Below are 13,141 nucleotides of genomic sequence, written 5' to 3' on the forward strand. Positions count from 1 at the left end.
TACCTACCTGTCTCAAAGTTCACCAAAGAAATTGTCATGAATACGTATTCATCATTCAACCAAACTAAGAAAATCCGGTGTAGAATGCGAGGACAATGAAGACCCGGCTTGTGTCCGTGGTCCTGCTTCTCGGCCTCATCGCCGCGGCGTTCGGGCAGCAGAGGAAGGATTTAGTCGTGTGGGGTGAAAGCCTCGGTCCCGATTCCAAGGGATTCGAAGCATCCGTGCGCGAGTTTGAGCGAAGGAACCCCGATCTCCGGGTGCGTATCCTCAGCATGGGCGCGGGTGAAATGAACCCGCAAAAGCTGATGACGGCCATCGTCGGTGGCGCTCCGCCCGACGTCATTCGGCAAGACCGCTTTACGATTTCCGACTGGGCCGCGCGCGGCGCATTCCAATCTCTGGACGAGCTCATCGCCCGCGACAAAGACGTGGACCCGAGCACGCCCGTGCCCGAGCGGTACTATCCCGCCGCCTGGGAAGAAGCCAGCTACGAAGGCAAGCTCTACGGCATTCCGATGGGGTCCGACGACCGGATTCTCTACTGGAACCGTGGCGTGTTCCGCGAAAACGGTGACGCCCTCCGCCGCGCCGGACTCGACCCCGAGCGCGCGCCGCGCACCTGGAGTGAGGTGCTGGCTTACAGCAAAGTCCTGACCAAAAAGGGCAAAGATGGCCGCCTCGACAAGGTCGGATTCTTGCCCAACTACGGCAACTCGTGGCTTTACATCTACTCGTTCATGATGAACGGCAGCTTCCTCTCGCCAGATGGCCGCACCTGCACGCTTGCCTCACCCGAAAATGTGGCCGCCCTCGACTTTATGGTCAAGGGTTACGAGCAGCTGGGTGGCTACGACGAGGCGGAAAAGTTTAAGGCGACCACGGCGGGTGGCGAAAACGACCCGTTCATCACCGGCCGTGTGGCCATGAAGATCGACGGCGACTGGATCATCAAAGACCTCGCGCGCTTCGGGCCCCGACTCGATTTTTCGGTGGCACCGCCGCCCGTGCCCGACGACCGCTACTACAAGCGCGGCGCCTTCGCCAACGAGAAAGATCAGTTCATCACTTGGATCGGCGGCTTCTCGCTGGCGATTCCGAAGGGCGCCCGCAACCTCGATGGCGCGTGGCGTTACCTCAAGTTCATGACCAGCGCCGAGGCGTACGCGATTGACTACCGTGCGCAACAAGCCTGGGAGCGGCAGCGAGGCCGCCTGTTGGTGCCCCGCGTCAACGCGAACCGCGAAATCGAGGAGCTGAATCAGAAGGAGTTTCTGCCCGCCGATCCGCGATTTGCCGGGGCGTACAAGATGCACTCCGAGCTGATGGCCGTCTCGCGAATTCGCCCCGCGACGCCGGTCGGCCAGATTCTGTGGGACGAGCACATTCGTGCCTTCGAGCGAGCCGCGCGCGGTGAAATGAGCCCCAAGCAATCGCTGACGATTTCGCAAGCCGTCGTCCAAAAGGAACTCGACGCGGTGTATAGCCGCGAAAAGTACGCGCCGATTAACATGGCGGTGCCGGCCGGTCTCGGACTCGGCGGCGCGGTGCTCGGCGTGATCCTTTTTGTTATGTGGTTCCGGCGTCAGCCGCTGGGTCCGCTCGGCAAAATCGAGGCGAAGGCCGGATTCCTGTTCCTCGCGCCGTTCCTCGTCGGGTTCCTGGTGTTCACCATCGGCCCGATGATCGCCTCGTTGTTCTTTAGCTTTACCGACTACAACGTGCTGAACGACGCGCGCTGGGTGGGCACCAAGAACTTCGCCGAGTTGCGCGGAGACGAGCAGCAACTGCTCGCCAAGGCGTTCATGAACACGTTGTACATCGGCGGCATCGGCGTGCCGCTCGGATTGGTCACGGGTCTCGCCATCGCGTTGCTCCTGAACTCCGCGGTGCGCGGGATGAAGTTCTACCGCACGGCGTTCTACTTGCCCAGCATCGTGCCCGCCGTGGCCTCGGTGGTGCTGTGGATGTTCATTCTGGATTCGGACCCGGGCAAGGGGCTGCTCAACAATATGTGGTCGCAAACGATCCAGCAGTGGTTTGGGTTTGCGCTGCCGGGCTGGCTCGCCGTGGAGCAATGGGCCAAGCCGTCAGTCATCCTCATGGGGCTGTGGGGAGCCGGAGGCGGCATGATTTTGTGGCTAGCCGGACTCAAAAGCATCTCCGGATCGCTCTACGAAGCCGCGAGTATTGACGGGGCGACGCCGAGCCAGCAGTTCTGGAAAGTCACCGTCCCGCAGCTCTCGCCGATTATCTTCTTCAACACGATCATGGGCGTCATCGGCGCGTTCCAAGAGTTCGACCGGATGTATATCATCACCGGCGGCGCGAACGCCGGCCCTTCCGACTCGCTGCTCACGCCGGTTTATCTGCTCTTCCAAAACGGATTCCGCTACTTCAAGATGGGGTACGCCAGCGCGCTGGCTTGGCTCATCTTCCTGATCATCTGCGCGCTCACGTTTATCCAGTGGAAGCTCGCGCCTCGCTGGGTTCACTACGAGGTGGATAAGTGATCGTCCCGATCGGTTTGGTCGCCGTTCTCGGCGTGCTCGCCACACTGCTGGGCTGGTTCTTTGCCTTGCAATTGGTGCTCACCCTGGTCCGCGTGGCGGCGGGAGTTCAGAACTCGCAGGGCGACAGCTTGTTGCCCAAGCTGGGTCGCTCGGCGCTCGGCGCCGCGCTTTGCCTGGGGTTCGCCCAGGTGATTGACACCGGCGCGGCACCAAAACCGGGTCTACAGATTCCTCTGGTTTGGGTGAGCATGCCGTTCACGGCGTGGTTCGCCCTGGTCGGTCTCATCGTCGGGCTTGTGCGCCTCGCGCAAGCGGCGGTCACCCATCTCAATCAAGCCGAAAAAGCGAAGTTGGCGTTCGGCTGGTTCGCCTTTGCCGGAGTGAGCTACGCGCTCTTCCGCGGCAATCCGCAGATGAGCAAGCCGTTTTGGCAGGCGAGCGATCACAAGGTCGAGATGTTCCGCGGCACCATGGACGTGAGCCTTACCAAGGCGCTGATCGCCGTCGCGCTCTTGGTGCTCGCGTACTTTGTGATGGCGCGCATGGAGCGGTCGTTCCGCGCGCGCAAGGTCACCCGAACCTTCTTCACCCACCTGACGCTCATTGCCGGCACCATCGTGTTCGGCATCCCGTTCGCTTGGCTCTTGTCCACGTCGTTCAAGGAAGACAAGGATATCGTGAGTCAACAGGGTCTGAGCTTCATCCCCAAGGTCGCGGTGAAGGTGCCCTATCTCGACCCCAAGGCACCCGAGTTCGAGACCCGCTTCGAAGGCCAAACCGTGCGCGCCCAGATTATCGAGCGCAAGCCCGATGGCTCGGTCCGCATGGACGTCGTCAAGCCGTTTAGCCTCCGCGGCAAAACGTTTGACCTGGCGAATGCCAGCCAAATGAAGGAGGTGCCGAAGATGGTGCCGCTGGTCGAAGGCAAGTTTGAGGGCCAAGACGTGCTCGGCATCGTGACCGAAGAAAAGGACGACGGCACCCGCACGGTCGAAATCCGCGAACCCGCGAGCCTCAAGGGACGCACGTTCAGCGATCTTTTGGCCAATCTGCCCGAAGTTCGCAAGGTCGGCCTCAAGACCGAAAACTACGTCGAGGCGCTGGAATCGCTGCCGGTGGAGACAAACATGGGCTTGGTGTTCCTGCGCAACACGCTTTTCCTGGTCGCGGCGAACATCGTCGGCACGCTGTTTAGCTGCACGCTCGTGGCCTATGGCTTCGCGCGGCTACGATTCCCGGGCCGCAACTTCCTATTTAGCACCCTCATGACGACGATGATGCTGCCGGGCGCGGTGACCATGCTGCCGGTGTTCCTCATCTGGCGCACGTTCGGCGCGGTGGATACGCTGTACCCGCTATGGGTCGGATCGTTCTTCGCCGGTGCGTTTAACGTGTTTCTCATCCAGCAGTTCTTCAAAAGCATTCCGATGGAACTGGAGGACGCGGCCAAGATCGACGGCTGCAGCTACTGGCAAGCGTTGTGGAAGGTGATGGCGCCGCAGATCAAACCCGCGCTCGCCGCCGTCGCGATTTTCACCGCCATGGGCACGTGGAACAACTTCCAAGGCCCGCTCATCTACATCAACTCGCCGGAGCTCATGCCGATTTCGTACGCCGTGCAACTGTTCCAGGGCGCGCACAAAGCCGACTATGCGCTGATGATGGCGTTCAGCACCATGGCCGTGATACCGGTCTTGTTGCTGTTCTTCTTCGGTCAGAAGTATTTTGTCGAAGGCGTAACGTTGAGCGGATTTGGCGGCCGATAGGCGCGATTCCCACCGCATCCCCCGGATAAACTACGGGGGATGATTACGTTGTCCGAAGTTGCCGCCCGTGCCGGGACGTCGGTGGCCACCGCCAGTCGAGTGCTCAACCGCAAAGAAGGCGTTCGGATTACGCAAGAAACCGCCGATCGCGTGAACTTGGCCGCGCAGGAACTGGGCTACGTTCCCAACCCCGTCGCCCGGGCGATGGCCGCAGGTCGCACGCGAACGCTCGGAATCTGGATGGTGCCGCACCCCGAGACCACGGTCACCTCCACCCGCTTTTTGGCGGCGATCACCCGCGAGATGGCGGGCAAACTCGGCGGGCAGGTCATTCTCGACACGTCGCCGCTCGTGCCGGAGCTCCAACTGAACCCCGTGCCCGCCGACTGGTATCTGAGCCTTAGCTGCACGAATTTTGCCCTGAACTACGTCGCCGATCACCCCGAGTTTCGGAGCCGCGTCCTGATCGTAGATGACACCGTGGTGCCGAACGTCAACTGCCTGAGTTTTGACGTGGCTCGCGCGGTGCGCCGAAGCGTGGAGCACCTCATTGCCGGCGGGTGCCGCGACCTGCGCTACGTCATCACCGAGGAAGATTTTCACCGCGCCGAAACCCCCAGAATGATCGCCTACCGCGACGCGTTGGTGGCGCTTGGTCAGCAGCCGAAGTACATTTTCACCCGCGACGACAGCGACCTCGCGGCGTATCAGGCGGTGCGCCACGCGTTGCAAAACGGCGAGAAGTTTGATGGCATCCTCTGCCGCCGCGACGACATGGCGATTGGCGCGTTGGTTGCGATCAACGAGGCCGGCCTTCGAATTCCGGGCGACATCGCCGTGATGGGGTGGCTCGCCGAAAAAGTGACGCCGAGCATGCCGCTGAGTACGGTGGCGTTTCCGGCCGAGGCGCTCGCCGAGCGCGCGGTGCTGGCGCTCGACGCCATGGCCACGCAGCCGCACAGCATCCGGCATCACGGCGCGATCCCCTACGAACACATGCAAGGCGAATCCACCCGCAAAATCGGGTGATCCTTTTCGGCGAGGCTTGCGTACAATCAAGGTATGAAGATTGTCGCGCTTGCCTTGTTGCCGGTTCTGGCATCGCTCGCCTTAAACGCCGACTCTCCGCGAGTCGCGTCGAGCCCGGTGATGTTGCCCGCTGCCAAGCTGAAATCGCTGGGTGGACAACTGGTTGAGCTGAGCAAGTTTCGCGGTAAGCCGCTCGTGCTCGTCACCACCAGCGCGACCTGCCCGGTCTGCAAAAAGTACGGCCCGACCCTGGCCAAGTTTGAGGCGGCCAACCCCGACGTCAACATCGTCTACTTGAATCCCACCGAGCACGAATCGGGCAAGGAGATGCGCGACATGGCGACGACCAACGGTTTGCGCGCGCCGTATCTGCTCGATCCGAAAGGGAGTCTCGCCGCGCAGCTGGCGATTCGCTCGACCGCCGAAGTGTTTGTGTTCGACGCCAACATGACGCTGAAGTATCGCGGCGCCTTTGACAATCAATACGGCGTGACCACCACCAAATCCGAGGCGACCCAAACCTACGTGGCCGACGCACTGCGCGCGATTCGGGCCGGCGAGGAACCCGCTCTGCGCACCACCGAAGCGCCGGGATGCGTGCTCGACTTTAGCGAAGTGAAGACGCCGGAAGAGAAGCCGGTCTACACGCGCGAGATCGCGCGGATTGTCAACGAAAAGTGCGTGACCTGTCACCGCGACGGCGGCGTAGCGCCGTTCTCGCTTACCTCTTACGAAGCCGTGAAGGGCCGCGCGGGCATGATCAAGCACGTGATCGAAAACAAGATCATGCCGCCGTGGTTCGCCGACGACAAGCCCTCGCTCGATAGCAAGTGGAAGGACGAGAAGGCGCTCACCGAGGCGCAACTGGCGACGTTCACCAAATGGTTAGCATCCGACAAACCCAAGGGCGACGCAGCCGACATGCCGGCCGCTCCGAAGTTTGACAAGAACTGGAAGATCGGCAAACCTGACCTTTTGGTTCAGATTCCGGAGGCCATCGCGGTGAAGGCTGATGGCTTCATGGACTATCAGTACCGAACCGTAACCGCCGACGTGCCCGAGGACCGCTGGATCGCCGGGCTGGAGATCAAGCCGACCGATCGCTCGGTGGTGCACCACGTGCTTGTGTTCCTCGAAACGCCCAATCAGGATCGCAAGAACCCGCTATTGCAAGAATTGCAAGACGCGAAGTCTTTCTTCGCCGGTTATGTGCCTGGCCAGGATCACGTGATTTACCCAACCGGGTTCGCCAAGTTCCTCCCCAAAGGCAGCAAGTTCCGCTTCCAAATTCACTACACTCCGAACGGCAAAGCCACCAACGATCAAGTGCAACTGGGCCTCAAGTTTGCCACCGGCGAGGTGAAAAACGAGGTGAAGACCAACGCGATGCTGCGCTTCAACTTTGCCATTCCGCCGCATGCCGAAAAGCACGAAGTTGTGGCCGAAAACCGGCTCGGCGTGGACGGCTACCTCATGGCGTTTATGCCGCACATGCACGTGCGCGGCTCCGCTGCTCGCTACGAGCTAGAAGGGGCGGCGGGCTTTGAGAAAGTCCTCAACATTCCGCGCTACGACTTCAACTGGCAGCTCCGCTATGAGCTCAAGCAGCCGATCCGTGTCACTCCGCGCAGCCGCATGAGATTCACCGCGTGGTACGACAACAGCGAGAAGAACGCCGCGAACCCCGACCCGAACGCGACTGTCCGCTGGGGCGATCAAACCTACGAGGAAATGATGCTCGGCTACTTCGAATACTACACGCCGCGAAGCTAAGCGCAACTTTTCGGCCCGGTTGGCGCGTCCCTTAGCCCAAGACAATGAAGTCGATTTCGGGTTCGGGCCGCGCGCCGTGGGTCGCCATTTTGGTGGCCGCGCTGGGATATTTTGTCGATGTCTACGACATCTGGCTGTTCGCCAGCGTGCGCAAAGCCAGCCTTGCCGGGCTGGGTGTGAGCGAAGCCGACATGAAGCACGTCGGCGAGTTCCTGCAGAACTGGCAGATGGGCGGCTTCATTCTCGGGGCGATTCTGTTTGGTGTGATCGCCGACAAACGCGGGCGTCTCGCGGTGTTGTTCAGTTCCATCTTGGTCTACAGCATCGCCAACATCGCCAACGGCTTTGTTCATTCCGTGGACGCCTACGCGTTTTGGCGGTTTATCGCCGGGGTTGGGCTGGCGGGCGAGCTCGGCGCGGGCGTGGCTCTGGTCAGCGAGTTGGTGGAGAAAAACTCCCGCGGCTGGGCGACCACCTTTGTGGCGACCGTCGGCGTTTTGGGTTCGGTGGCCGCCCCGATTGTCGCTCAATTGGTCGGCGATTGGCGCGTGAACTATTGGATCGGCGGCGGCATGGGCTTGGCGCTGCTCGCCATGCGGATCGGCGTTTTTGAAAGCGGCATGTTCGACAAAGTGAAAGATCGCGACGACGTGAAGCGCGGCGACTTTGGCATGCTGTTCCGCAGCGGTGAGCGGTTCCGTCGGTTCCTCGCCACCACGCTGGTCGGCGCGCCGGTGTGGTACTTCGCGGGGCTTATCATGGTTTTCGGCGACGCGCTGCAAAAGGAACTCGGCATCACCGACCCCTTCGCCGCGCCCAAGGTCATTGCCATCGCGGCCCTGGGTCTCAGTATCGGCGACGTGCTGTTTGGCGGCCTCAGCCAGCTTATGAAGAGCCGCAAGCGTGCCTTTCTGCTGGCCTTCGCTTGGATGACGCTCGGCGTCATCGGCATCTTCACCCTCGCCAAAGATCGCGGCACGTTTTATTGGCTCATGTTCTTTTGCGGGCTCGGCGCCGGCTATTGGGCTGTGTTCGTCACAACCGCGGGCGAGACCTTTGGCACCAACTGCCGTGGCACGGTGGCCACAACGGCGCCGAGTTTCGTGCGCGGATTGGTCATCCCCATGACCATGGCCCGGCAAGTGCTGGAGCCCAAGATTGGCTACTTGGGCTCGCTCAAACTCATCGGTGGCGTGGTGCTGGCCCTCGCGCTTTGGGCGCTTTGGGTGCTCCCCGAAACCTATGGCCGCGACCTCGATTTTGTCGAAGCTTAGATTGCGGACTGGCTAACGTCGAGCACGTTCACGTTGCTCTTAATCTTGGTGAGCGCATCGCCCGGAATCTCCTTGTCGATGCCGATTTGTGCGATCGCCGCCTTGGCGCCGCCCAGCACAATATTCTCCATTTCCTGCACGTTCGCGCCGGCATCTTTCAGCACCGTGAGCACGTGGGCAAGAACGCCGACGCGGTCGAGGTGGCGAACCACCAGCAGGTGCGAGGCGACGCCTTCGGCTTGCACGTTCACGACGTTCGGGGCGACACCGGTCAGCTTGTACTCGCGCACAATCCGCACCGTTTCGTCGGCCACGGCTTCCTGCGCCTGGTCGGTGCTCGCGCCGATGTGGTGCGTGCAGTAGGTGTTGGGCAGTGAGCGCACCGAACCGTTGAACTCGCCTTCGCCGCCGCTTGGCTCGTCGTCAAACACGTCCAGACCGGCGGAAATCCGACCCGCGTTGACCGCGCTTTCGAGCGCGGCTTGGTTGACCGTTTCGCAGCGGCTGGTGTTGATGAACACGCTGCCCGGCTGCATCGCGCCAAAGAATTCCTCGCCGATGAGGCCCTTGGTCTCCGGCGTGTAGCTCACGTGGACGCTGACAAAATCGCTTTGGCGCGCGAGTTCGAGCAGGGAACTCGCGCGGCCGACGCCGAGGTGAGCCGCGACTTCCGGCGTCATCCAGCGGCTGAAGGTCAGCACGTTCATGCCAAACGCCTTGGCCCGGACCGCCATTTCCTGACCGATTTTGCCCATGCCGACCAAGCCCAGCGTGCGGCCGTAAAGGCCCTTCGCCTTGCTAAACTGCTTCTTGTTCCACTTGCCCTCGCGCAGTTCGGCCACGTTGTCGGGGATGTGCCGGTCGCAAGCGATCATCAGGCCGAATGCAAGTTCGGCAACCGCCTGCGCGTTTTTGCCCGGGCAGTTGGCGACCATGATGCCGAGTCCGCTTGCGCCGGCCACATCAATGGTGTTGACGCCCGCGCCAGCCCGAATAATGAGGCCCAGCGTGGAGCCGTCCATCATCTCGGCGGTCACTTTGGTGGAACGGACGACCAGAACTTGTGGCTTCTCGGCAGCAATCGCCTCGCGCAGCGTATCCCCGGCGAGGTCGGGCATGGACACCACTTCGCAACCGAGGGCCGCGATTCCATCGAGCCCAGACTTCTCAAACTTGTCGGCAACAAGAACCTTCATGCCGACAGTTTACTTGTCCGCGCCGAGGGAGGAAACGGCGCGGCAGAGCGGCGGCCCCACCGCCACCAGCACGAGCACGTATCCGGCCAGAGCGCCCACGTTCACCCACGCCGTGCTCGGCAATCCAGCGCCGAACGCATGGCGAAACACCCCTTGCCCGGCGATGGATTGCGGTAGGAGCAAGGGTATCGCGAGCATCCCCGCGAGCGTCCAGCGCGCGGAGGCGCCCAGCGCAAAACATCCGCAGAGGATAAGGGTCCCCGCGAAGCAAAGGGTTTCCAGCAATACTCCCAGCAGGAGGAATGCGGCCTGCTCCACCGGACGCCCGCTCATGCCGACGAGGATTGTGGTGATGAGCACCCCGCCGGCGAACTGCACGAGCGCGGCATAGAGAAACTTGCCCCAGAAAATCTCTTCCGGCTGAAAATGCAGCCGCAAAAAGTCATAGGTGCCCTGGTCGCCCTCGGCAATGATCAGCCGCGGCAGCACGCTAACCGCCGAAAAAATGAGCAAGGCGACCAGCATGCCGGCGAGCAGTTCGCGGCCCGGGAACTCGCGGTTGGCGGCGAGCCCAAGCGCGGTGGCGCAAGCCGAGTTGAGAATCAGCGCCGTCCAAAGGTTGGTCGGCGACCGGAACTCGGTGCGGAATTCCTTCGCGAGCAATCGCCGGACGTTAATCCAGGACGAGTTCATGCGTCCCCCAATTCGCGTCCACCTCGGCGTTGGTCGCCAAAATCACGGCCCCGCGGGTCGCCTGCTCCTGCACCAATTGCGCCAGCGCAGCCTGCCCATGCTCATCGAGGGCGGCCGTTGGCTCATCGAGTAACCAAATGGTGGGTGAATCCGCCAAGCTGAGCGCCAACTTTGCCCGGCCACGCATTCCCGTGGAGAACTCCTTCACCTTTTGGTGAAGAGCCTGTTTCAACCCAACGCGCTCAAACAGGTCAAGCGAAGTCATGCCGATCAGGTCGGCATGCTCGGCGGGAGTGAGGTCGGGATACAGGGCCAGATCGAGCCCATAGTAGCCGAGACTCTCGCGAGTGACGCTACCGGCCGAAGCGGGTAGCAAGCCAGAAAGGCAGCGCAGCAACGTGCTTTTGCCCGATCCGTTGTAGCCGCGCACCACCAAAATTTGGCCCGCAACTAGCTCCATGTTGAGGTTGCGAAAAATCCAGCGATCGCCAAATCGCTTGCCCAAATTTTCCGTCCGCAGGAGAGGCTGCACCGAACTAGTATGAAGCGAACGCGCAATACTCAGGGTATGCGCGCCGAGATCATTTCTGTCGGAACCGAGATTCTGCTCGGGCAGATTGTCGACACTAATGCGGCGGAACTCGGCGTGATGCTGGCCGAACTGGGCATCGCTCACACCCATCGGCAGACCGTCGGCGACAACCGTGAGCGACTCGTTGAGGCCTTGCGACTGGCCCTGAGTCGCTCGGATGTCGTGTTCACCATCGGCGGGCTTGGCCCGACGTTGGATGACCTGACCCGCGACGGGATCGCCGATGCGCTCGGCGAAACCATGATCGTGGACGAGGACTCTTTGGCCATCCTGCGGGAGATTTTCGCCTCGCGTCGGCTGACATGGACCGAGGCTCAGGTCCGTCAGGCGATGCGGCCGCCTTGCGCCGAGGTCATCGCCAATCCCGTCGGCACCGCCCCCGGACTCATTTGCCGAAAGGATGGCAAGACCGTCATCGCCATGCCTGGCCCGAAGTTTGAGTTCGTTCCGATGCTGCGCGGTCGCGTGCGCGAGGCACTTCTGGAGCTTTCTCCGAACGGCGCGGTCAGCCTCAGCCGCACCCTTCGAATCGTGGGCCTGGGCGAGAGCATCGTCGAGAAGAATCTCGGCGAGCTGATGAACTCGGCCAACCCGACCGTCGCGCCTTACGCCAAAACCGCCGAGGTTCATCTGCGCGTGACTTCGTTTGGCAACTCGCAGTCCGAAGTTGAGGCTGCAATCAACCCGATGGTCAAGAATGTCCGCGCGATCCTCGGCGAGGCCGTGTACGGAGAAGACGAAGAAACTCTTGAGGAGACTGTGATCAACCTTTTGGTTGACAAAGGCGCCTCGCTTGCGGTTTGCGAGTCTTGTACCGGCGGTCTGCTGGGCAGCCGCCTCACCAGTGTGCCGGGGTCGAGCGCGGCTTTCGCGGGGGGCTTCGTCACCTACACCAATGAACTCAAGCATCAGCTCGCTGGAGTGCCTCTGACACTTCTGGAATCCCACGGCGCCGTCAGCGAGGAGTGCGCCCGCGCCATGGCCGAGGGAACCCGCGAGCGCCTAAAAACCGACTACGCCATCTCAATCACGGGCATCGCCGGGCCGAGCGGCGGCACCGACGCCAAACCGGTCGGCCTCGTTTTTCTGGCGCTTGCCTCCGCTGAGGGAACGATCGTCCGCGAACTGCGGCTGCGCGGCGCTCGCAACACCGTCCGCGAACGTAGTGCGCATGCCGCCCTAAACCTCGTGCGCCTCGCGCTTCTCGGCCATGCGAACTGACCTCTTTGGCGCGGAAGCCACGCTCGCGTTCGCCGCGGAGTGGGCCGCCAGGCTACAGGCCGGTGACACCGTCGGCTTGGTCGGCGAACTCGGCGCGGGCAAAACCACGTTTGTGCGCGGCGTGTTGCAAGCGCTCGGCGTGGAGCGCTGGATCAAGTCGCCCACGTTCAACCTCGTGCAGGTGTTCGAGACCACTCCTCCGGTGCTGCACGCCGATCTCTACCGGCTAGGTGCGGGCGGATTCGACGAGATGAACGACTACTTGGGCACGCACATTTGCCTGGTGGAATGGCCCGATCGCATGCCCGAATTGCCCTACACCCACGTGTTCAAATTCGACTTTATCGAGGGCGGGCGCACGGTCGAGGTGACGCTACTCGAGCAGGGTGCCGTTGGCCTCTAGCTGGAAACGATAGCCAAAAATCTTGGCCGAGGCGCGGCACATCACCATGCGGCTGAGGAAGATTTCGAAGTATTCCATCACCGTCGCGAACGACTGATCGATCTCAATCGCGAGGCGTATCGTGCGCTCGTCGCGATCCATGTCCACCCGACTTTTCTTCACCGCAAAGTTCACGCGGTCGTGAATATCGAACTTAGAAAGGTCGGTTTCCTGCACGCGCGAACAGTGCACGTCGCTCTTGTCGGCGATAATCAGGGCCGCCGACATGCGCGAAATCGGGTTGCCGCTCAGCTCCTCGTGGTTGCCAATCGCGGCGATAATCGGCGTGATCTCGGCGATGTCCATGCCCATTTCGGTGAGCAGGTGATAGGCCAGATTCGCGCCCGACATGGGGTGACCTTGCCGATTAATCGCGTTCCCGATGTCGTGCAGGTAAGCCGCAATTTGCCCCAGTTCAGCCTCGCGCCCAATCACGCCGAGGTTCTCCAAGATGTACCGGGTGATAGAACTCACGATGCCCGCATGACGATGTCCGTGCTCGGTGTAACCCATCGCGCGCAGCACCTCGTTGGCGTCGGTGATCAGCGTTTGCACCTTCCGGTTTTCACGCACCATCGTCAGCGTGATCCGCGCTTGATCCTGATTTTCAATCGGCTGGGCCATGGGTATAGAATACTAGTT

At 61.7% G+C, this 13,141-nt stretch carries 11 protein-coding genes; 7 read left to right on the top strand and 4 right to left on the bottom strand.

The features are described from left to right. The first annotated feature begins 95 nt into the window (after nt 1-95). Genes JNJ45_00730 through JNJ45_00750 form a run of 5 tightly spaced genes read left to right on the top strand, consistent with a single transcriptional unit; the run spans nt 96 to nt 8,355 of the window. The gene (locus JNJ45_00730; protein MBL8047181.1) at nt 96-2,513 is read left to right on the top strand and encodes an extracellular solute-binding protein; all 2,418 of its coding nucleotides are present in this window, start codon (nt 96-98) and stop codon (nt 2,511-2,513) included. Further along, nucleotides 2,510-4,279: an ABC transporter permease subunit gene (locus JNJ45_00735; GenBank protein ID MBL8047182.1), complete on the top strand. Its 1,770-nt coding sequence runs from the start codon at nt 2,510-2,512 to the stop codon at nt 4,277-4,279. Before JNJ45_00730 ends, JNJ45_00735 begins: the two co-directional genes overlap by 4 nt. 39 nt (nt 4,280-4,318) lie before the next feature. Then, a complete protein-coding gene (locus JNJ45_00740) occupies nt 4,319-5,308 on the top strand; it encodes a LacI family DNA-binding transcriptional regulator (GenBank protein MBL8047183.1) in 990 nt (329 codons plus the stop codon). A 33-nt stretch (nt 5,309-5,341) separates the two neighbouring features. Then, on the top strand, nt 5,342-7,081 hold the full coding sequence (locus JNJ45_00745) for a redoxin domain-containing protein (GenBank protein MBL8047184.1): 1,740 nt from the start codon (nt 5,342-5,344) through the stop codon (nt 7,079-7,081). Between the two features lie 44 nt (nt 7,082-7,125). Further along, nucleotides 7,126-8,355: an MFS transporter gene (locus tag JNJ45_00750; GenBank protein MBL8047185.1), complete on the top strand. Its 1,230-nt coding sequence runs from the start codon at nt 7,126-7,128 to the stop codon at nt 8,353-8,355. On the opposite strand, the gene JNJ45_00755 is transcribed toward JNJ45_00750, so the two are convergent. From JNJ45_00755 to JNJ45_00765, 3 genes are read right to left on the bottom strand one after another with little or no spacing between them, the layout of a single operon-like run. Beyond that, nucleotides 8,352-9,551, bottom strand: a complete 1,200-nt coding sequence (locus tag JNJ45_00755) for a hypothetical protein (protein MBL8047186.1) — start codon at nt 9,549-9,551, stop codon at nt 8,352-8,354. The two genes, JNJ45_00750 and JNJ45_00755, sit on opposite strands and share 4 nt — an antisense overlap. A gap of 9 nt (nt 9,552-9,560) precedes the next feature. Then, nucleotides 9,561-10,244 (bottom strand): ABC transporter permease, encoded by a 684-nt coding sequence (locus JNJ45_00760; GenBank protein MBL8047187.1) that lies wholly within the window; start codon nt 10,242-10,244, stop codon nt 9,561-9,563. Then, nucleotides 10,225-10,776, bottom strand: coding sequence for an ABC transporter ATP-binding protein (locus JNJ45_00765; GenBank protein ID MBL8047188.1), 552 nt, complete (start codon nt 10,774-10,776; stop codon nt 10,225-10,227). The genes JNJ45_00760 and JNJ45_00765 overlap by 20 nt, the downstream gene beginning before the upstream one ends. 36 nt (nt 10,777-10,812) lie before the next feature. Between JNJ45_00765 and JNJ45_00770 the strand changes: the two genes are divergently transcribed. Then, entirely contained in the window at nt 10,813-12,057 is a 1,245-nt protein-coding gene (locus JNJ45_00770) for a competence/damage-inducible protein A (protein ID MBL8047189.1), read from the top strand. Beyond that, complete coding sequence (gene tsaE / locus JNJ45_00775; GenBank protein ID MBL8047190.1) at nt 12,047-12,460, top strand: tRNA (adenosine(37)-N6)-threonylcarbamoyltransferase complex ATPase subunit type 1 TsaE; 414 nt, start codon at nt 12,047-12,049, stop codon at nt 12,458-12,460. The genes JNJ45_00770 and tsaE overlap by 11 nt, the downstream gene beginning before the upstream one ends. Here tsaE and JNJ45_00780 read toward each other — a convergent pair. Next, entirely contained in the window at nt 12,431-13,123 is a 693-nt protein-coding gene (locus JNJ45_00780; protein MBL8047191.1) for an HD domain-containing protein, read from the bottom strand. The two genes, tsaE and JNJ45_00780, sit on opposite strands and share 30 nt — an antisense overlap. Between the last annotated feature and the right edge of the window lie 18 nt (nt 13,124-13,141).

The sequence above is a fragment of the Chthonomonas sp. genome (assembly GCA_016788425.1).
In the GTDB taxonomy this organism is placed as follows: domain Bacteria; phylum Armatimonadota; class Fimbriimonadia; order Fimbriimonadales; family Fimbriimonadaceae; genus JAEURQ01.

Excerpts from the sequence above, each read along its gene's own strand:
- JNJ45_00760 (MBL8047187.1), bottom strand. The coding sequence starts at position 10,244 with ATGAACTCGTCCTGGATTAACGTCCGGCGATTGCTCGCGAAGGAATTC.
- JNJ45_00755 (MBL8047186.1), bottom strand. The coding sequence starts at position 9,551 with ATGAAGGTTCTTGTTGCCGACAAGTTTGAGAAGTCTGGGCTCGATGGA.
- JNJ45_00780 (MBL8047191.1), bottom strand. The coding sequence starts at position 13,123 with ATGGCCCAGCCGATTGAAAATCAGGATCAAGCGCGGATCACGCTGACG.
- JNJ45_00730 (MBL8047181.1), top strand. The coding sequence starts at position 96 with ATGAAGACCCGGCTTGTGTCCGTGGTCCTGCTTCTCGGCCTCATCGCC.
- JNJ45_00745 (MBL8047184.1), top strand. The coding sequence starts at position 5,342 with ATGAAGATTGTCGCGCTTGCCTTGTTGCCGGTTCTGGCATCGCTCGCC.
- tsaE (MBL8047190.1), top strand. The coding sequence starts at position 12,047 with ATGCGAACTGACCTCTTTGGCGCGGAAGCCACGCTCGCGTTCGCCGCG.
- JNJ45_00770 (MBL8047189.1), top strand. The coding sequence starts at position 10,813 with ATGCGCGCCGAGATCATTTCTGTCGGAACCGAGATTCTGCTCGGGCAG.
- JNJ45_00740 (MBL8047183.1), top strand. The coding sequence starts at position 4,319 with ATGATTACGTTGTCCGAAGTTGCCGCCCGTGCCGGGACGTCGGTGGCC.
- JNJ45_00750 (MBL8047185.1), top strand. The coding sequence starts at position 7,126 with ATGAAGTCGATTTCGGGTTCGGGCCGCGCGCCGTGGGTCGCCATTTTG.